Annotated in this window: 12 protein-coding genes; all 12 read left to right on the top strand. The window is 41.9% G+C overall.

All coding sequences use genetic code 11. The annotated features are described in order from the left end of the window. Window positions 1-485 precede the first annotated feature (485 nt). The 12 genes from ACSLFW_RS14280 to ACSLFW_RS14225 are packed head-to-tail and all read left to right on the top strand — an operon-like array spanning window position 486 to window position 22,654. The gene (locus ACSLFW_RS14280; RefSeq protein WP_436556317.1) at window positions 486-5,891 is read left to right on the top strand and encodes a beta strand repeat-containing protein; all 5,406 of its coding nucleotides are present in this window, start codon (window positions 486-488) and stop codon (window positions 5,889-5,891) included. A gap of 57 nt (window positions 5,892-5,948) precedes the next feature. After that, window positions 5,949-8,834, top strand: coding sequence for a hypothetical protein (locus ACSLFW_RS14275; protein WP_436556316.1), 2,886 nt, complete (start codon window positions 5,949-5,951; stop codon window positions 8,832-8,834). 44 nt (window positions 8,835-8,878) lie between these two features. Beyond that, complete coding sequence (locus ACSLFW_RS14270; RefSeq protein ID WP_436556315.1) at window positions 8,879-10,912, top strand: hypothetical protein; 2,034 nt, start codon at window positions 8,879-8,881, stop codon at window positions 10,910-10,912. Next, window positions 10,831-12,072, top strand: coding sequence for a hypothetical protein (locus ACSLFW_RS14265; protein ID WP_436556314.1), 1,242 nt, complete (start codon window positions 10,831-10,833; stop codon window positions 12,070-12,072). The genes ACSLFW_RS14270 and ACSLFW_RS14265 overlap by 82 nt, the downstream gene beginning before the upstream one ends. Beyond that, window positions 11,964-13,601, top strand: coding sequence for a right-handed parallel beta-helix repeat-containing protein (locus tag ACSLFW_RS14260; RefSeq protein WP_436557458.1), 1,638 nt, complete (start codon window positions 11,964-11,966; stop codon window positions 13,599-13,601). Before ACSLFW_RS14265 ends, ACSLFW_RS14260 begins: the two co-directional genes overlap by 109 nt. Continuing rightward, window positions 13,583-15,070: a hypothetical protein gene (locus tag ACSLFW_RS14255; protein ID WP_436556313.1), complete on the top strand. Its 1,488-nt coding sequence runs from the start codon at window positions 13,583-13,585 to the stop codon at window positions 15,068-15,070. Before ACSLFW_RS14260 ends, ACSLFW_RS14255 begins: the two co-directional genes overlap by 19 nt. Further along, a complete protein-coding gene (locus ACSLFW_RS14250) occupies window positions 15,039-15,503 on the top strand; it encodes a hypothetical protein (protein WP_436556312.1) in 465 nt (154 codons plus the stop codon). The genes ACSLFW_RS14255 and ACSLFW_RS14250 overlap by 32 nt, the downstream gene beginning before the upstream one ends. A gap of 58 nt (window positions 15,504-15,561) precedes the next feature. Beyond that, window positions 15,562-17,031, top strand: coding sequence for a dockerin type I domain-containing protein (locus ACSLFW_RS14245; protein ID WP_436556311.1), 1,470 nt, complete (start codon window positions 15,562-15,564; stop codon window positions 17,029-17,031). Window positions 17,032-17,053: 22 nt separating this feature from the next. Continuing rightward, complete coding sequence (locus ACSLFW_RS14240) at window positions 17,054-18,055, top strand: hypothetical protein (RefSeq protein ID WP_436556310.1); 1,002 nt, start codon at window positions 17,054-17,056, stop codon at window positions 18,053-18,055. Beyond that, on the top strand, window positions 18,007-18,627 hold the full coding sequence (locus ACSLFW_RS14235; RefSeq protein ID WP_436556309.1) for a hypothetical protein: 621 nt from the start codon (window positions 18,007-18,009) through the stop codon (window positions 18,625-18,627). The genes ACSLFW_RS14240 and ACSLFW_RS14235 overlap by 49 nt, the downstream gene beginning before the upstream one ends. A gap of 54 nt (window positions 18,628-18,681) precedes the next feature. Beyond that, complete coding sequence (locus ACSLFW_RS14230; RefSeq protein WP_436556308.1) at window positions 18,682-21,054, top strand: beta strand repeat-containing protein; 2,373 nt, start codon at window positions 18,682-18,684, stop codon at window positions 21,052-21,054. Then, window positions 20,957-22,654, top strand: coding sequence for a beta strand repeat-containing protein (locus tag ACSLFW_RS14225; protein ID WP_436556307.1), 1,698 nt, complete (start codon window positions 20,957-20,959; stop codon window positions 22,652-22,654). Before ACSLFW_RS14230 ends, ACSLFW_RS14225 begins: the two co-directional genes overlap by 98 nt. The last annotated feature ends 25 nt before the right edge of the window (window positions 22,655-22,679 follow it).

Genomic DNA, 22,679 nt, shown 5'->3' with positions numbered 1-22,679 from the left:
TAACAACGCAAAAGTGCTATTCGTCGTTTTTATTTTGCTTTTAGACGGTATTAGTTGTTAGAAGAAAATGGTATAAATAATATTACCCATTAATTACAACAAAACCTAACCAATGTGGAGGGTGATATTTTATATTTCCACCGCATTTTTTTACTGATTTCTGGAACGTCGCAATCCATTTATGATTTACCAAGTGTAAGGTATAAATAGGATTGAAGGATCTTCGTTTTAGATAATGTATTGTAATTTGGAACGTCGCAATTCATTTATGATTTTACGTAAGTAAAACTATAAAGAGGGTTGAAAGGATCTTCGTTTTAAATGAAATACTGTGTTGGAACGTCGCAATTTTTTGAGTTTTTACTTATGTAAAAGCATAAATCTGATTGGGGAACTTCGTTTTGACACGCTGTACTGTTATATCCATATTTGGTTATGGTTTTGTTTGCAATTTACATTGAATAGCAAACCTAACACCAACCAGTATGAGAAATTCATTACAAAAATCAACCTTCCTATTATTCCTAATTTTACTCTGTTTAGGATTTAGTCATCAAGTTTTTTCGCAAGTCAGCGGCGATTTCAGATCAACAGCCAATGGGCCATGGGGATCTTCAACAACCTGGCAACGCTACAACGGAACTATATGGGAGGCATCTGGTACAGGTGCTAACAATCCCGGGCAAACGCCAACTGCCACCAGCGCTGTATTTATACAGGTGGGGCATACGGTGACCCTTGGTGCTAATTCTTCCTGTGGTGACTTGCATTTGAATGCTGCGACAGGCCAATCTCGATTATCGTTAGGTGCTAACACGCTAAGCGTGTATGGTAAATTAAGAGCATATACCGGTACTTTAAATACCATTCCAGGTGCTTCGACGACAACATTATCGCCTTTTGTGACTTGGATAAGCGCTACTACAGGTAAATTATCGATAGCAGGTAATACCAGAGTATTGACTGCAAGTACCGATTGGGGTGCAGGTAATGCCGGAGCGGCAAATCCTTCAAGTTTTGATTTTGAAGTGAATTTGAATCCGGGACAAGTTGTCACGGCAAATACAAGCATAAAAGCAAGAACGTTTGATATCGTTGCCGGAACTTTGAAAGTTGATGGTGCTAACCGACTTGCACCTGACACAGGTGTTGCTGCCGGAAGTAACTTCACCATCCAAAGTGGTGCCATTGTTGAAACCGATGGAACAGGGACAGCAGGTAATGCCGTAATTGGAAGAACTGGTTCAGGAATTGGTGGAACGCTGCAAATTAATTCCGGAGGAATTTTAAGATTGACAGGATCTGCTCCGAGAATTGCAATGACCACGATTACAAATAATGGCACTGTCGAATATACGGCGGCAGGAAATCAGACGTTCGTGCAATCAACCAATACAGGTGCTGTTGATATGCCTTCTTATACGAATTTGGTTGTATCAGGAGGCGGGACTAAAACATTAGCATTAGCCAGTTCAGTCTCGGGAACGATGACAGTTGCAAGTGGAACGACTTTAAACAACAATGCATTTAACCTTACTTTAAGTTCAAACTCCGATTACAGCGTTACTGGTGTTATCTCTGGTTCGGGTGCTTTGATTAAAACGGGTACAAATATTCTAACATTATCTGCGGCAAGCGGAAATAATACAGCCAATACCTATACAGGCGCAACAACAATCAATTCAGCAGGCTCGGGAACAATTAATGTTACCGGGCTTTCTGGTATTTCATCGACAGCGATTACAAGAGATACACAATCGGTAACTTTTAGTTCTGCAACTCCGGCTGTCGGTACTTACAAATTATTTCCGGGTGCACTTACGGTGAATACCCAAAGTTTTTCCCATAATGCCAATATCACAAAAATAGTTACCTTCAATTATACTACAAGCACTGTAACTGTTTCGGACGCTACGATTACAACTTCAGCAATTTCACCGACATCTTATTGTGCCGGCGCAAATGTTTCAGTTGCATTCACATCGAATATTGCAATTTCTGGAACTTACACAGTTCAATTGTCGAATGGTTCTGGAAGTTTTGCCTCACCGGTTACAATTGGAACGGGTACTTCTTCTCCGATTGCTGCAACAATTCCGGGCGGAGCTGTTGCAGGAACTGGTTACAGAATCAGAGTTGTTAATACTGGTGATGGAATTACAGGTTCGGATAATGGTGTCAATCTTTCTGTCAGCGGAACAATTTTAGTTTCTGTAAGCACAACAAACGTTAACTGCCCGACTTTGAATGACGGAACAGCTTCTGTCACTTCGGCAACGGGTGGTGTAAGCCCTTATTCATACAGCTGGTCAAACGGTGGAAATACATCAGGTATTACCGGACTTACTTCTGGCAGCTACTCGGTTACTGTGACCGATGCTAACGGATGTACCGGTACAGCTTCAGGAACTGTCGGAACGAATAACGGCCCAGTCCACAATCAAACTAAAAACACATATTTCTGTACAATCCAAACTGCTATCAATGACGCGCTGACTGCAAACGGCGATATCATCACGGTTGATCCGGGTACTTATAACGAACAGGTTTTGGTTAACAAAGCTGTTACGATTAAAGGTATCGGTGTATCACAACCTGTTGTAAACTTTACAGGAACGGTGACCGGAAAGCCAACTTTGTTTGATGTTTCTGTCGATGGAGTAACTATCGAGAACATCCACTTCAATGTTGACCTCGCAAAATTAAGAAGCGCGATCATCGCATCAGCTTCAGGTCTGGATAACATCACAGTGAAAAATAACGTCATTGATGCTTATGGAACTCCAGCCGGAAGTTACGGAGACAGAAACGCAGTGAGCGTTAACTATTCAGGAACTGTGAATTATCGTTTTGCATCAGGAGGTGTAGACAATGTAGTATTTACAGGAAATACTGTAAATGGTACAGCGCCGGGAAGTTATTTCCGCGCCGGTATTTCGCTTGATGAAGGTGGGTTGACGGCTACCGGAAATACATTAACTACAATTAATCATGATGTGCAATTGAGATTCTCTTCAAACGGAGCAAGTACAATCAGCAATAATAATTTTAATGGTGGTGGTGTAGAATTGGCGGAACAGAATTCAGGCTCGATTACGCTTACTAATAATACATTCACAGGAGCCGGTGCTCCGGGTGCTGCATTATTGAGAATCAGAAATAATCAGGCGAATGTTGCGCATACCATTTCAGGAAATACTTTTACCAATTTCGATTGGGCGATTTCATTGGAAAATATGAAAGCGGTTACTTTGGATGACAATACCTTCACAGGATTGAATGCCAATTCACGTGCGGTTGTTGTTAATACGAAATCAATTTCAAGCAACTCGAGTTCGATTGTTCAGACTGCCAATTCGGCTGCAATGACAAATAATACATTTGGCGGTGCTGGAATTGGATTGACTTTCCAAAACCACGATAGTGATAATGACAGTTATGGTACTTACACTGTTGGTACTTCAGGAAATGCAAATGAGTTTGCGTCGACTTTAACTGAATTTATCCATTTTGATAACCAAACCGGTTCAACAAATGCTTCAACTTTTCCAACTTACCCAACTACAGGTGGCTGGCCGACAACTATGGCTTGTTGGGATCAGAGGATAGATATCCAAAATAATACTTTTGATATTGGCGCCGGACAACAATCACCGACAGCAATGTCAATTTCAGAGCGCGCTACGTTGGAAGGAAAACTATTCCACAAAGCAGATGCTTCTTGTACAGGTGATTTGGTATATTACTTACCAATTACGAATACAACCCAAAATACGAAATTCTTATACATAGCTGAAGCGATTGCAGCAGCAAATTCAGGAGATACGATTACGGTTTCTGAAGGTAAATATGCTGAGAACCTTGTAGTCGACAAGCCATTGACGATTTTAGGTCCGAATTCATCAACAGATGGATGTTCAGGAAGCCGTGTAAATGAAGCTGTCTTGACCACTGCGGTTTCAGATATTGCTGGTAATACAGCTTATTCAATTGTAGATATCCAGGCTTCAAACGTAACGATTTCAGGTTTCACAATTGATGGGGATAATACTTCAATTACAACCGGAAAAACAAGTACAACCGGAGCAGATATTGATATTGCTGTAGGTTTGACAAGATATGTAACAGGTAACAATACCGTTATTACCAACAATATCATCAAAAACGTTTCTTACTTTGGTGCTGAGCTTTATGATTACCCTGCAGGAATTGCTTCTTCAGGTAACGTAATTTCGAATAATAAATTTCAGGATTTAGGTACATACGATGCTACATCAGGAATCTCCGCTTGGGGAGGTGGTGTATTGCTTTACAACAACCAATATGCAGTGGTTACCAATAACTGTATGACGAATGTTCGTCTTGGTGTACAGACAGGCAACTTCAGCCAGGCTAATCCTGGTGCAGCTGCTACCATTTCAAATAATACAATTCAAGCACGTAGGAGTGGTGTCTTCCATAACTTGCATTATGGCGCATCGACTTCGCCATTCACGTTTAACAACAACAACATTACCGCTCTGAACAATGCTAACGAAACCCGTTGGTATGGTTTATCATTCGGTTCATTGTCTTCACCTGGTCCTGGAAGCAGTGCTTCAGGAAATACAATCGACGGTTCAGGTACTTCAATTGCAACTGTTGAAGGTATCAACATATGGAACTGTCAGGCAACTACAACAATTTCAGGTGGTACAATCAGTGGCGTAAAGCAAGGTGTCAACGTAAATAATTATGAAGGGTACAGCAGCAATGCTGGTAACGACACATCAGCAGTAATTGATGGTGTGACCATTACAAGTCCGTCAGTTGCCGGTATCTTGATTAATGACAACCCTTTAAATACAAATGGTACTACTGCCGGTGCAGAAGTTAAAAACTGTACCATCACAGGTGCGCCAATTGGTGTTTATTTAAGTGGTGCTGATACTTTCGGAAATATCCACGATAATAACAGCATCAGCGCAACTCAGATTGGTATTAGCGTAAATGGTTCTGCAATCAGTGCAACTAAACCACTTACCTTAAATAATAACAGCATTGCACTTGCGGCACAACTTAACGGAGCCACCCCAACGGTAGGTATTTCGTTGACTAATGTTTCAGGAACACAAGCTGCGACTACACAAAACAATACAATTAGAGGTTCTTACTACGGATACCTGGTTTATAATGTAAATACAATTCCGGCTACTAAAGTCGAAGGTGGTTCGGTAACAGGAATCATGCAAGGACTTGCAGCAATCAATGTTGATCCTGTAACAGGAACTTCATTCTCTCCGTCATTAATCGATGTTGATGGCGTTTCGATGTCAGGATTTACGGGTGATTATCCAGCTCAAACCGGAAGAAACTTCCACGCTGGTGTTTATGTATTCACAGGTGGAAGCAACACCGCTGCAAAAATTACTTCTAAAATTAATAATGTAAGCGTTTCAGGAACAGGCAAAATCTCAAATGATTCTGCCGGTTTATCTTTCTCTGACTTCTCAACAGGCGCAGGTAACAGACAAGATATTGCTGTAACAGCTTCTACTATTTCAGATAATGCGAATCGTGGTATCAACGTTAGAGGTGGAAATGCCTTGGTTGACATTGCAACTTCTACACTTACAGGAAACGGAAATGATCCAATCGGAACAGGAGGAAACAACGGTTTCGGAATCGTTGCAAGAGCTAATGCAGTTTTGAATGTTCACAATAACTTTATTACGAATCCGGCTTCTTCTACAGTATCGGTAACCGGAATTCTTAACGATGGTGCCGTTATAACTGCTTTTGAAAACAAATTTGACAATAACGGAAATACTGCAAACGGTAAATTAGCTGTAAGTGCAGGCAATCTTATCACTGCGACTTGCAATACCTGGGTGTTGATTGTTCAGATTTAGCAACCGTTATTTCAGGAAATGTAACTTACAAACCTTTCATTTCAACAGCTACTGACAGTGATGGTGCAACAGGTTTCCAACCGGTACCCTGGTTCTTGTACGGGTGATACTGCAGCGTTGACTGGCGTTACACCTTCTTCTGCTTCGGTATGCGAAGGTACACCTGTAAGCTTAACACTTAGCGGCCTTACAAATGGTGTAACAGATTTTGCTTACACTGTAAATGGTGATCCTTTCACAGTAACAGGAGTAACTGTAACTGGCGGCTCTACAACTTTTGATGATACACTTTATGGAGTAGGCACTTATAATGTTATTGTTACATCAGCAACTATCGGTGGCTGTACAACAACATTTACATCTAATAATACGACATCATTTACTGTTAAACCTAATCCAACGATTAGTGGTGTTAGTCCATCTGCTTCGGAGGTATGTGAAGGAGCATCTGTTAGTTTCACAGCTTCAGGTCTTTTAAATGGCGTAACAGATTTCACTTATGCTGTAACAAATGTCAATCACAATAATGACCCAAGAAGACCAGCATTAGACCTTATAACTTTAAATGGCGTTACAGTAACCGGCGGAACATACACTTTCCCTTCTGCTGTTTACCCTGTAGGAACTTACGAAATTATAATCGTATCTGCTACAGTTGATGGATGTCTAACAGAGTTTACTTCCGGTAATACGGCTAGCTTTATTGTTAATCCGAACCCAGTTTTAGATACAGTTAGCGCAAATGCTGTTTGTGACGGAACTGCAACGGATATCCATTTGACAGGTTTGCTGCATAATTCATCTGGTGTTATTACTTATACCATTAATGGTGGAAGTCCGTTGACACAAGCATTTACAGCAGACGGAAACGAATTCAGCTTTGCTACTGCTGTACTTACTATGGCAGATAACGGTCATGTAGTTGAAATCACCAAATTGACTAATAATGGTACAAACTGTGAAACTAGCTTCACAGGTAAAACCGCTACTTTAGTAGTGCAAGCGACTCCAAATGCAGGAACAGACGGTGCGCTTTCAGTATGTATTGGCAGTACTCCAAGCGAGGCGCAATTGTTTGCAGCTTTAGGCGGATCACCTGATACGGGCGGTACTTGGAGCCATGTTGGTCTGATTTACACTTATACTGTAAACGCGACTTCACCATGTACTATAAATGATACCGCTACTGTAACAGTATCTGAAAACCCGCTTCCAACTCCGGTAATCACAGGCGCTAACATATTGACTTGTGCTAACCCAACTGCTACATTGAGTGCAGGAAGTTATGCAAGCTATGTTTGGTCACCAAACGGAGAAACTACGTCAACAATCACGACAATAGCAAATACAACACAAACCTATAGTGTTACAGTGACTGATGCTAATGGTTGCAGCAATTCTGCCAGCTACACTGTGACCTATTATCCTGTAACCAATCAGACAACGAATACTCATTATTCAACTATTCAGGCGGCGATTACTGCTGCCAATCCTAATGATGTGATCAACATCTGTAAAGGAACATACACAGAAACCATCAACATCAACAAAGCTTTAACGCTTAACGGACCAAATGCCGGAACTCCGGGAACAGGTTCAAGGGTTGATGAAGCGATCTTAACCAACTGTTCAATCGACATCAACAATGCCGGTGATACAACATTAGATGGTTTGACGATATTTAGAAATGACGCGACCGCAGGAGTCCAATTGGTACTTGATGGGGGCGGAATAAACACGGTTCAAAACTGTATCTTCGAACGTAAAGGTTCAGTTACCGGTACTGATATGTGGGCATTGACTACAACCACAGGTGGCGGTAATAAAGTAATCAAAGACAACAAAATCTTCGGAGATAATTCAGGAGGCTTGTTCAGCGGACACAAATCATGGGCAAGAGGTATTTATATAGATAAAGGTGCTTTCACTGTTTCTATCACAGGAAATACTTTTATGTACATCCGTAGTGCAATGAATATGGATGATTACAGTACTAACAATACTGTAAGTGGTAATACATTCAGTTATAACGGTACGCACATCTCTTTAGGCGGCGCAGTACCAACAACAGGAAGTTATTCATTAGGAGCTAACAACTTCATCAATGATCCTGCTTCAACAATGATTAACTTGAGCAGCGTTGCTGAGAGCTTCAGATTCGACATTACATCTTCAAAATTGAATGGTACTCTTTTCGGAAGTCTTACAGATGCTCAATTGTTTGATGTTGAAGCCAGAATGGCGCACAAAACTGCCGCTAAAAAAGGTAAAGTAATTTACAAAGCGGGCAACCAATATGTAAACAACTTTGTAGGTAAAGTAGACGTTATTCAGAATTCAGTTAAATATGCTGATGCGAATGACGTAATCAACCTTCAGGCTGGAACTTACCCTCAGAATGTTGATATCGATAAATCGAATATCACACTTCAGGGAGTTGAAGCTACAAGATCTTTATATGTTTTGAATGGTGCGACTTTAGCGTCAGGCGCTAATGGAGTTAACATCCGAAATGGTAAAGTGAATGTTGCCATCAAAAACTTAACAATTTCAGGATTCACAGGCGGTTCAGGTAACAGTAACGGTGATATCTATGCTAATGGATTGACCAATGGCCTTACAATTGACAACGTTGCAGCAGTTTCTGCAAGACCAGCTTCAGGAATTTATATCTCAGGTTTGGGTGACATTCAGGACGTAACGGTTAATAACTGTTTGGTTTCTGACCACGGCGCAGGAGCAAGAGGTATTGTTATCTGGAACGGATTCAAGAAAAACATTAAGTTTACTAATAATACAGTAACTAACAACAACTGTTGCGGAATTGAATTGGCAGACGGGACAGCATCAGGCGTTACTGTAACAGGTAACACGATTACTATCGGAAGCGGTGACAACGGTATCGGTCTTTGTGGACTTAACACAAACTTCGGACCAACTTAATCAACAGTAACAACATCACAGGCGGAGGAAGATTCGGTATCGAATTGAAAAACCCTGACGGTGCCACAGTAAGCAATAATATCGTGAACATGACATCGGCGAACGCTGATTTGAGAGATCGTGCTGGTATCGCAGTAATGCGTAGGGCATACCTTGCTGCCGATGATAACGGTGTGAATGTACCAAACAATGTTTCGGTTACCGGTAACACAGTTACAGGTTATACCCAGTCTTCAACAAGTGACGGTTACGGAATCGTAGTTGAAGGAACTAACCATAGAGTTACCGGAAATACGGTAAGCAATTCTGATATCGGTATCCAACAACAAGCCGGAAACCAACCTTACACAGGTTTAGGTTCAGATGATGGTGACCAGAATAACAAAACAGATAACTATTTCGGAAGAGGAAATTCACCTACTTTATGTAATGTAGATGTATCAGGAAATACCTTCTCAGGAAATACTACAAACGAAAGAATCGTAACAGGAGGTGGAGTAGGTACAATAGTACTGACTGTAACACCTACAGTTGATGATCCTGCTGATCAAGTACATTGTGCTGGTGAAAATTCAGCTACAACTTTTACAGGAAATGCATTGCCAGGAGTGGTTTATAACTGGACGAATGACAATACCAACACCGGACTTGCCGCTTCAGGTAGTGGAAACATCAGCTATACCACCGCAAATACTACTGGTATTGCACAAACATCTACAGTAATAGTGACACCGGTTGCAAATGGTTGCGAAGGAGAGCCACAGGTATTTACAATTACTGTAAATCCAAATCCGACTTTAGGAACAATAACCGCTGCTCCTGTATGTGCAGGAAATACAACAACTGTTTCTTACACAGGATTGCTTCCAAATGTATCAGGAACAATTACCTATACTTATAACGGTGGCGCTACTTACTTAACAGAATCAGGAACTGCTGACGCTTCAGGTAATTTTACTTATACGACACCAGTACTTTCAATGGCAGAAAATGGCCTTGTAATCTCTGTTACGAAAGTGCAAATAACGGGAACAGGTTGCGAATTGAATTATGCAATCGGTGCTAAAACAGTTACACTGACTGTTTATCCGAACCCTACATTATCAACAGTAACTGCGGCTACTGTATGTGAAGGAAACGCAACGAATGTGCTTTTGTCAGGTTTATTGCCTGGTACTTCAGGAGTTGCTACTTATACTGTAAATGGAGGTAGTGCACAAACACAAGCCTATACTGTTGCAGGTGACGGAACATTCAGTTTCGCTACTCCGATACTTACTATGGCAGAGAATGGTTATGTAGTTGAAGTTACTAATCTTACGAATAATGGTACAAATTGTACAACTGCATTTACAGGTAAAACTGTCGCTTTAACGGTTCAACGTAATCCAAATGCGGGAACAGACAGTACGCTTACAGTTTGTACTGGCTACAGTCCAACTGATGCTGAATTATTCGCAGTGTTAGGCGGATCACCTGATGTTGGTGGAACATGGAGCCATGTTGGTTTAGTATACACTTATACTGTAAATGCTACAGCACCGTGTAATACAGCTGATACATCAGTGGTAACAGTATCTGAATATGCACTTCCAAATCCTGTAATCACAGGTGCGAATACATTGACATGTGCTAATCCGACAGCTACATTGAGTGTTGGCAATTATGCAAACTATCTTTGGTCGCCAGGTGGAGCAACAACACAGTCAATCACGACTGCGGCTAACACAACACAGACTTATAGCGTTACAGTAACCGATGGAAATGGTTGTAAAAATACAGCTAGTTACACGGTGACTTATTTCCCTGTAACCAACCAGACAACAAATACACATTATTCAACTATTCAGGCTGCAATTACTGCTGCTAATCCGAATGACGTGATTAATGTTTGTAAAGGAACTTACACAGAAACAATCAATATCAACAAAGCATTGACCATCAACGGACAAATGCCGGAATTCCTGGTACAGGTTCAAGGGTTGACGAAGCTACTTTGGAGAACTGTTCTATCGACATCAACAATGCGGGTACAACTATCCTTGACGGTCTTCGTGTATACCGTACGGATGCAGTAGCACTTGACCAAATCATCATGGACGGCGCTGGTACAAATACAATCCAGAACTGTATTTTCGAAAGAATGGGTTCGACTACTGGTGTATTTGCAAGAGCGATTACAACATCTTCAACAGGTGGTGTGAAAAACATCCTTAACAATAAATTTACCGGTGACGGGTCAAGTCTTTTCAGCACTCATAAAACATGGAATAACGGTATCTACATCAACGGCGGTGTCGCTGTGGTGAACATCACCGGAAATACCATCATGAATACAAGAAGCGCTATGAACATTGATGATTACAGCGCAAGCCTGAACATCAGCGGAAACACTTTTAATAATAATGGTACGCAAATGTCATTGGGTGGAACTATACCTACAACAGGCAGTTATGCATTAGGAGCAAACAACTTCATCAACAATGCTGCATCAACGATGATCAACATGAGTAATGTTGCTGAAAGCTTCAGATTCAACATAACTTCTTCAACGCTTAACGGCATTTCTTTCGGAAGCCTTACTGATGCACAATTATTTGATGTAGAAGCAAGAATGGCCCACAAAGAAGTGAGCGCCGGCAAGAAAGGTAAAGTAATTTACAAAGCGGGTAACCAATATGTAAATAATGTGGTTGGTAAAGTGGATAACATCCAGAATTCAGTAAAATATGCTGATGCCAACGATGTCATCAACCTTCAGGCTGGTACTTATGCTCAAAAAGTAGATATCGATAAATCGAATATTACACTTCAGGGAGTTGAGTCAACCAGAGCATTGTATGTATTGAACGGGGCATCACTTGCTGTAGGCAGTAACGGTGTGAACGTACAAAACGGGAAACAAAACGTTGCTATCAAAAACCTTACAATCTCAGGATTTACAGGAGGTTCGGGTAACAGCAACGGTGATATCTATGCAAATGGATTGACCAATGGTCTTACTATCGATAACGTTGCTGCTGTATCTGCAAGACCAGCCTCAGGAATTTATATCTCAGGTTTAGGCGACATTCAGGACGTAACAGTTAATAACTGTTTGGTTACTGACCATGGAGCAGGAGCCAGGGTATCGTTATCTGGAACGGATTCAAGAAAAACATTAAGTTCACCAACAACACCGTTACCAATAACAACTGTTGTGGTATCGAATTGGCTGATGGTACTGCTTCAGGTGTAATTGTGACAGGTAATACGATTACTATCGGAAGTGGAGACAACGGTATCGGATTATGTGGACTTAACACTAACTTCGGTGCAAACTTAATCGACAACAACAATATCACGGGTGGTGGAAGATTCGGTATCGAATTGAAAAACCCTGACGGTGCAACGGTAAGCAACAATACCATCACAATGGCAACTGCTAATGCTGATTTGAGAGATCGTGCAGGTATCGCAGTAATGCGTAGGGCATATCTTGCTGCTGACAGTAATGGTGTAAACGTGCCTAACAACGTTACCGTTTCAGGTAATACCGTTACAGGCTTCACGCAATCATCAGACAGCGATGGTTACGGAATCGTAGTGGAAGGAACCGACCATACGGTTACCGGAAATACACTTACCAATAACGACATCGCTATCCAACAACAGGCCGGAAACCAACCTTACACTGGTTTAGGTTCAGATGACGGTGACCAGAATAATAAAGTTGATAATTACTTCGGAAGAGGTAACTCACCAGTACTTTGTAACATAACCTTGTCTGGAAATACTTTCTCAGGCAACGGTACAGATGCAAGAATCGTAACAGGTGGCGGTGTTGGAACTATCCAGACTGCAATCACACCTACAGTTGACGATCCGGCAGACCAAGTACACTGTGCAGGCGAGGCTTCAGCAGTTACATTCACAGGAAATGCATTGACAGGCGTAGTTTACAACTGGACGAATGACAATACAAACACAGGGCTTGCAGCTTCAGGCTCAGGTAACATCAGTATCACAACGGCTAACACAACAGGTGTTCCACAAGTATCTACTGTAGTAGTTACACCAGTGGTAAACGGATGTAGTGGTACACCACAAACATTTACAATCACAGTGAACCCGAATCCAACACTTGGAACGGTAACTGCTGATGCTGTATGTGCGGGCAATACAACTACAGTTAGCATCACCGGATTACTTCCAAATGTGGCTGGTTCAATCACATATACTTATAATGGAGGCGCTACTTACTTAACAGAATCAGGTACAGCAGACGGTTCAGGTAACTTCAGCTGGACTACACCGGTACTTACAATGGCAGAAAATGGCCTTGTAATTTCTGTAACTAAAGTAAAAGTAACAGCTACAGGTTGTGAATTGAATTATGCAATCGGTGCTAAAACAGTTACTTTGACTGTTAAACCAAACCCATCGATTACAAGTTTAACGCCTTCTGCAGCATCAGTATGTGAAGGAACGCAAGTTAGCTTCACAGCTTCTGGACTTGTAAACGGAATGACAGATTTCACTTACACGATCAATGGTAATCCAGGCGCAGTAACTGCATTGGTATCTGGCGGAACTTACAATTTTGGAAGTGTAGTTTATCCGGTTGGCACTTACAACGTCGTAATTACATCAGCCACTATCAATGGTTGTACAACGACGTTCACTTCAGGTAATACAACAAGCTTCACAGTTAATCCAAATATTCCGGTGAGTGTAAGTATCGCTTCAAGCGAATTGGATAACGAAATTTGTGCAGGGCCAGTGTAACATTCACTGCTACACCAACCAACGGTGGCGTAAGTCCATCATACCAATGGAAAATCAACGGATCAAGTGTATTGGGTGAAACATCCTCTACATTTACAACAACAGATTTAGCAGATGAAGATGTAGTAACAGTTGTATTGACATCAAGTGCAACACCTTGTGCCATCAATAACCCGGCTACATCAAATGCAATTGAGATGACTGTTAATCCGAATATCACACCGACATTTAATGGCGTTGATGCAATCTGTTCAGGCGAATTCCTTGCTGAATTGCCAACGACATCCCTTAATGGTTACACAGGAAGCTGGTCACCGGAGATCGACAATACGGCAACAACAACTTATACCTTTACACCAGATGCTTGGCAATGTGCAACGACAACGACTTTGACTATTACGGTTAATCCAATCGGAACGCCAACTTTCAATGCAGTTGCGCCAATTTGTAATGGAGGTTCATTATCACCATTACCAACTACATCTATTGAAGGCTATACAGGAACATGGTCACCTGCTTTAAACAACACTGCAACTACGGATTATGTATTTACTCCGAACGCAGGACAATGCGCAACAACAACGATTTTGACCATTGTGGTTAATCCGATTGTTACGCCAACGTTTGCAGCAGTTCCGCCAACTTGTGAGAATAACCCATTGTCTCCGTTACCGACAACATCGCTTAACGGTATCACAGGAACCTGGGCACCGGATGTAGACAATACGCAAACAACAACGTATACATTTACACCAAACCCTGGTCAGTGTGCTGTTTCGACGACATTAACAATAAATATTGTTACGGTTGTAACACCAGCATTCACTCAGGTAGCGCCAATTTTTGCGGGTGATACATTGAATCCATTGCCAACAACGTCTAACGATGGTTACACTGGAACATGGTCGCCGGCATTGAACAATATTGCGACAACAACTTATGCCTTTACGCCAAACGATGGACAGTGTGCTACAACGGCAATCATGACCATTACAGTTTATCCAAATGATTCGTCAATTGGTGCTGGTGATTTCAGATCGACTACTTCAGGAAGCTGGGCAGTTTCAACAACCTGGGAACGTTATAACGGTTCTGTTTGGCAAGCGTCAGGTGTAGGTTCTAATAACCCTGGGCAAACGCCTACTGCTACAAGTAGTGTATATATCCAGACTGGTAATACGGTAACATTAACTGCCAATTCGGCTTGTAAAGATTTGCACTTGAATAATACAGCGGCTTCACGTTTAGCTTTAGGTACATTTACTTTGAATGTTAATGGTAAACTAAGAGCTTATACAGGTGCATTTAACACCGTTCCCGGAACATCAAGTGCAACGTTGCCTAGCAATGCGGCATGGATTACTTCTACTACCGGTAAAATTTCAGTAGTCGGAGATACAAGAGTACTTACTACAACAGGTGAGTGGGGCGCAGGAAATGCTGGAGCTGCAAGTCCGTTCCGGATTTAATTTTGAATTGAATCTGAATGCAGGACAAACGGTTACAGCCAATACAAGCATCAAAGCGAAAACATTTAACATCGCTGCAGGTACTTTAAAAGTTGCAGGTGGCAATAACAGACTTGCACCAGACACAGGAGCAGCAACAGGAAGCAACTTCACTATCCAAAATGGTGGTGTTGTAGAAAGTGATGCAACAGGAACAGGTGCTAATGCTGTAATCGGAAGAACAGCTGCCGGTCTTGGAGGTACGCTTCAGATCAATTCAGGTGGAACTTTAAGATTGACAGGTGCAGCGCCAACCGTAGCAATGACTACAATCACAAACAGTGGAACTGTAGCCTATACATTAGCAGGAAATCAAACCCTTGCAACTGCTACGAATTCAGGTTCAGCAATGTCTTCTTATACAAATGTAATTCTTATCCGGAGGTGCTGCTAAAACATTAGCTTTAGCGACTTCAGTTTCAGGAACGATTACTTTAGACAGTGATACTACGTTGAACAATGCAGGATTTAACCTAACCATTAGCTCAGCTGCGAACAATACTGTAGCCGGAATCATCACAGGTTCAGGTTCAGTAATCAAAACTGGTGCAGGTACGCTTACATTTACTGCCGCAAGCGGAAATAACACAGCGAACACTTACACAGGTACAACAACTGTAAGCGGAGTAGGAACGGGAACAATCAACGTAACTGGATTAAGTGGTATCACTTCAACTGCAATTACATCAGCGACACAATCAGTAACTTTCAGTTCTGCATCGCCGGCCAATGGTACTTATAAATTATTCCCAGGAACATTAGTAGTAGGAGCGCAAAGCTTTAGCTCATCACCTGCAACACCAACAAAACTGGTAACTTTTGATTATACTACCAGCACAGTAACTGTTTCGGATGCTACAATTACAACATCGGCTATTTCACCAGTATCATATTGCGCAGGTTCAACGGTTTCAGTTGCCTTTACATCTAATGTAACGCTTTCAGGAACTTACACGGCTCAACTGTCAGATGCATCAGGTAGCTTCGCTGCACCGGTTGCTTTGGGAACTAATACTGCTTCTCCAATTCCTGCTACAATTCCTGGTGGAACGGCAGCAGGAACAGGATACAGAATCAGAGTAGTAAGCAGCAATGAAGTTACAGGTTCTGATAACGGTGGAGATATCACTGTCGTTGCACCAACGGTGCCAACGTTCAATGCAATGGCGCCAATTTGTTCAGGCAGCAGCTTCACATTACCTGCATCTTCTACAAATGGAATCACCGGTACATGGTCGCCAGCTTTGAATAACACAGCGACAACGACTTATACCTTCACACCGGATTCAGGGCAATGTGCTACTACAGCTACTTTGACTGTTACGGTTAATGTTTGTCAATCGGTTGTAAACCTTAAATTATTCATTCAGGGTTACTACACTGGTGCCGGAACAATGGCTTCTGTGAAATACAATCAGGATGGGAATTCAGATGATGAAGAAGTAGAAGACTTAACAATTGAATTACGCGATGCTTCAACCTTAACTTTAGTTGCTACAACTGATGCAACTTTAGCAACAGATGGTACACTTACAAGTATATTCCCTACGGCGCCAGACGGTTTATTCTACATCGTAGTAAGAGGATCTAACCTGGTTGAAACCTGGAGTGCTGTACCGCAACAAGTAGGAAGTACACCGCTTGATTTTGATTTCAGCGCCGCTCAATCACAAGCTTATACCGATGGAAGTCAACAGAGTGTTGTTGAAGTAGAACCAGGCGTCTGGGCGATGTATAACGGAGACGTGAATCAGGATGGAGTAATTGACATTGTTGATACTTCAACTGTTTCGAACGACAGTGACAGTGCTGCTTATGGCGTACTTGCAACAGACTTAAACGGAGATGGTATCGTAGATTCATTCGACTTCTCTCAGGTAAGTAATAATTCAGACATTTCAATTTACACGCAACGTCCTTAAGTCAAGGTAAAATATAAAAATCATGAAGAATAATCATTATTCATACGGTAAGAAGCTTTTACTTCTATGCTTTTTGATGTTGTCGTATGCTGGGTTCGCACAAGTGGCAGGGACGAGTTTTACCTACACCTTAGCAAATCCTTCGAATCCGAGTCCGACAACTTTAGAATTCGATATCAATCTGGTCGTAAATCATACCGGAACGGCTTTAGCCGATGGCGGTGTTAAAGTTGCAAATTTGCAATACGGTGTAAATTTCAATCCGAATATCATGAACGGTGGTACGCCATCGACTGCTGCCAACGGAGGTAGTTTTGTTTTGATTGCGAATACCCGCGATGCAATTTTTGACGGATTGAACTTTACAGGTGCTAACGGGGTTGGTAGTTACAGAGGAACAGTAAATAATTTCGGACAGTTACGTGTTATTGGAACTGCTGTTAATGGAGCATCTTCTGTTTTGATTCCTAACGGAACATACAGAATAGGCCGTTATCGCTTTACCAATACCGTAGCCTGGACAGCCAATAGCGATGCGCAATTCTGGATAAATAATTCAGCTGCCGGAGCTTCTACAACACCAGGTATTATTGGCTATAAAAATGGTACAACGACGCCAAACTACCCTTACGGACTGACGTCGCCTGCTGCAAATCCGGGAGTGTCAGTTGGATATACTGAAGCATCACCGCTATCTTTAGTTTTGAATGCTACTGAAGTACCGGTTTCCGGAGTTCAATTTATGTACACTTTAGCGAATCCTTCGAATCCGACTCCGACGACTTTGGAGTTTGATATCAACCTTGTAGTTAATCACACCGGTACCGCTTTAGCTGATGGCGGAATTAAAATCGCATCGTTACAATATGGTGTAAATTTCAACCCGGCTATTATGAATGGCGGAACACCGTCAACAGCTGCCAATGGCGGAAGTTTTGTTTTGGCCCGAGTACCCGTGATGCCATTTTTAATGGATTGGATTTTTCCGGAGCTAATGGAAGTGGTACCTACAGAGGAACCGTAAATGGCTTTGGTCAATTGCGTGTAATCGGATCACTACTTTCAGGTTCATCAGCAGTTTTAGTACCAAACGGAACTTACAGAATCGGACGTTATCGCCTGACTAACACTGTGCCGTGGACACCAAGCAGTAATGCTCAATTTTGGGTAAATAATGTTACAACTAATGGTTCTACTGCACCTTATGTAACAGGATACAAAAACGGAACGACTTTCAACAGTTATCCTTACGGATTGGCTACTCCGGTTGCAACTCCGGGAGTGACGGTTGGTTATTCAGAAGGAGCTCCGTTGCCGCTTACTTTAAATGTATGCGCTACTTCAGGTGCTGCAGTAAATTTAGGCGCGGTAACTTGTTTTGGAGGAAATAACGGTTCGGCGACAATTTCTTTGAGTCCGGTACCTTCAAATCTATCGGTTAATTATAGTATAGATGGAGGTGCTTCAACTCCGGTAGTTTTGACATCTTCGGGTGAATTCAATGTTTCCGGATTGACAGTAGGCTCTCATACCGTTACAGTAACCGGGAATAGTCCTTGTACTGCGCCATTCGACGTTGTATTTACAATTTCATGAACCAACAAGCCAACTTACAAATACCACGACTTTAACAGAATGTAATAGTTACACTTGGTCAGTGAATGGTCAAACCTACACTGCGACTGGGACTTATTTGGCACATCAATAAATGGTGATGGTTGTACTGTTGATGAAACGCTTCAACTGACGATTACACCTTTAGTAACGCCAACATTCACACCAATTGCGCCAGTTTGTTCAGGAGGATCGCTTACATTACCTACTACATCTGATAATGGCTATACGGGAAGTTGGTCGCCAACTGCGGATAACACTGCAACGACGACTTATACTTTTACCCCGACATCAGGACAGTGTGCAACAACTACTACTTTAACGGTTACGGTAAATCCAAGCCCGACTCTGTCTACTGTTACTACAACTGCAGTTTGTCAAGGCAATCCGGCAATTATTCATTTAACCGGATTGTTGCCAAATACTGCCGGAACTGCAGAGTATACACACCCAATGCTACCGGGTGTACAAAGCGTGAGTGGTACTTCCAATGCATCTGGTGAATTTGATTTTACTACTCCTGCATTGCCATTGGCAGCCAATAATACGATAGCGACTTTAACCAAAATTACCAATACAGCTACAGGTTGTGCTACAACTTTCAACAGTCCGGTAACTTTGACGGTTAATCCTACATTAGTTGCAAGTGTAAGTATCAGTGCTACTGATACTACAATTTGTACAGGAACAAGCGTAACATTTACGGCTACACCGACAAACGGCGGAACACCGACTTACCAATGGAAGGTGAATGGTTCTAATGTCTTGGGCGAAACTACTTCAATATTTACATCTTCGACTTTAGCCAATAATGATTCAGTGACCGTTGAAATGACTTCAAATGCTACACCTTGCCTGACAGGTTCGCCTGCTACATCGAATGCAATTATTATGACGGTTAATCCAACACTGGTTGCCAGCGTAAGCATCATTGCAACTGCTACTACAATCTGCACAGGAACAAGCGTAACATTTACCGCAACTCCTACAAATGGCGGAACACCGACTTACCAATGGAAGGTGAATGGATCTAATGTGTTAGGAGAAACTGCTTCAACATTTACATCTTCGACTTTAGCCAATAATGATTCAGTGACCGTTGAAATGACTTCAAATGCTACACCTTGCCTGACAGGTTCGCCTGCTACATCGAATGCAATCATTATGACGGTTAATCCAACACTGGTTGCCAGCGTAAGCATCATTGCAACTGCTACTACAATCTGCACAGGAACAAGCGTAACATTTACAGCAACTCCTACAAATGGCGGAACACCGACTTACCAATGGAAAGTGAACGGATCTAATGTATTAGGAGAAACTGCTTCAATATTTACAACTTCAACATTGGCTAATGCTGATTCAGTGACCGTTGAAATGATTTCTAATGCTACACCTTGTATGACTGGTTCTCCGGCAACATCGAATGCCATTAACATGATTGTTAACCCAACATCAATAGGCGGTACAGTAACAGGTGGTGCAACAATTTGCAGCGGACAAACAAGTGGCGTATTGACTTTGTCAGGTCATGTTGGGAATGTTGTTCGTTGGGAAAGTTCGACTGATAATTTTGCTAATGTTACCACTATTGCCAATACATCTACAACTTATACTTCAGGTGCTTTAACACAAACTACGCAATTCAGGGCTGTGGTTCAAAGTGGCGTATGTACTATTGCTAATTCTACTTCTACAACAGTAACTGTGAGCACAGTTCGCTTAGCGGCTGGTACTTATAATATTCCTGGTTGTTTCGCGACAGTTGCCGCAGCCGTGACAAGAATTAACACAGACGGTATTGCCGGTCCTGTAGTTTTTGCAGTTGCAGCAGGTTATACTGAAACTGCTCCTCCAACCGGAATAGCGCTTACCGCTACCGGTACATTAACAAATACAATTACATTTGTAAAAAGTGGTGCCGGAGCAAATCCTACAATAAATGCAGGCGTTGGAACAGCAACTCCTTCAAGTGCTGCACCAGACGGAATTTTCAGTATCAGAGGTGGAGATTACATCACTATTGACGGATTTACATTTACAGATGGAAATGCAGCGAATCCGGCGACAATGGAATTCGGTGTTGGATTATTCAAAGCAAGCGCAACAGATGGTGCAAATAACAATACGATTAAAAATTGCGTTTTCAATATGCAGCGTGTGAACAACGCTTCAGGAACCAGTCCTATGGTAGATGGCTCTGTTGGAATATTAGCAATTAATGCAACAGCCACAGCAGCTGTAACATCGCTTACACCATCAGCAGCTTCAGGAACGAACAGTTTCAATAAATTCTATTCCAACATCATCAATGGTGGTAATTACGGCATCGTTCTTAATGGTTTTGCTGCTTCTGCCGGAGTCTGGACCTGCGCCAAACGCATCGACCTTCCTTGGAGATTTAGGTAACGATATTGGTGGTACCGGTGCACCTGCAGCTACAACAGGTAATTCCATTCTGAATTATGGAGGTGGCGCAACTACGAACCCGGCAGCTGCTATCCGTGCAAATAACCAGTGGAGTCTGAATGTTTCGAATAATACAATCAATAACAATAATGGTTCCGGAGTTAATCACGCCACCACATTACGTGGAATTTATGCTCAGGCTGGAACCAGTGCGAATGTTACCATTACTTACAATACTGTTACTGTTAAAGGAGGTGGCACATCTTCTCAGATTTCAGCAATTGAGAACTCGATTGGTAGTACAGCTGCTTCCAATACGATTGTAATTAATAATAACGTGGTTCAAAACTGTACGTATACTACAGGAACCAGCGCTACTTATTATATGATTTACAACACGGCAAGCGCAGATATCTTAAATATGAACAACAATATTGTTCAAAATAATACTTTCACTGGTGCTACGACCAGCGGAACAATGTATGCTTTGTATAACACAGCCACAAATACGACCACTAACATCAACAGCAATCAAATATTGACCAACTCGATTGGATTATCGGGTTCGGCAAATAGTGCAACATTTTATGGTATATATAATAACGGCAGTTCAACTAATTTCAATGCCAACCTGAATACGATTACTGGTGTCAGCATGTTGAACAGTTACGGGTCAATTTATGGTATAAGAGGCATTACTTCTACAATTGTTATCAACGGGAATACAATGTCAGGTTTTTCTATGCCTAACAATGCATCTTCAACGAGCAGTCTGATTTATGGATATTTTGACGGCTCATCCCCGGTATTAGAGACATTTACCAATAATAACTTTTCTAACTTTACAATGGCGGGTAGCAATACCTCTACAAGTAACGCTATTTATGGTTTCTACAACAATACTGCTGCCGGCGTGAAAGTCATAACCGGTAATAACATTAATGGATTATCGTTTACCAGTTCAGGAGCCGGCTCTGCCAGCGTTGTTGGTATCAGAAATGCGTATGCATCCACATCAACGGTTGCTAAAAATATTGTTCATAATTTGAGCTCAACAGGTACAACGCCACTGGTTGCCGGACTTTATTTAGGTTCCGGAGCCGGAACTGTTTTCAATGTTTCTAATAATATCATTGGGAACCTGAGCACTCCGGCCAGTACAGGTTTGAACCTCTACGGTATTTACACCGGAAGTGTCGGAACCAACATAAATCTGTATTTCAATACGGTTTATCTGGGCGGTACAAGTACGGGAACTGGATTTGCAAGTGCCTGCGTTTATCAATCGTCTACGACACCAACATTGTCATTACGCAATAACATTTTTGTAAACCGTACAACTCCGACTGGTACTGGAATTGCTGCAGCTTTCAGAAGGACTTCAACGTCGTTGACGTCTTATGATACTGCGTCAAATAATAACTTCTTATATGCTGGAACGCCATCGGCCACTAACTTGCTTTATTATGACGGAACCAATTCTTACCAGACAACAACTGCCTACAAAGCAGGCGTATCGCCTCGTGAAACTGCTTCTGTAACTGAAACGGTTTCTACATCTCCGGGTGTTTTCTTCCAGAGTTTTACCTGGTCCGGCTAGTGGAATTCCGACTACTTTCCTACAC

This window comes from Flavobacterium sp. 3HN19-14 (assembly GCF_051373205.1).
Taxonomy (GTDB): domain Bacteria; phylum Bacteroidota; class Bacteroidia; order Flavobacteriales; family Flavobacteriaceae; genus Flavobacterium.
This window is presented reverse-complemented; position numbering and strand designations above follow the sequence as displayed.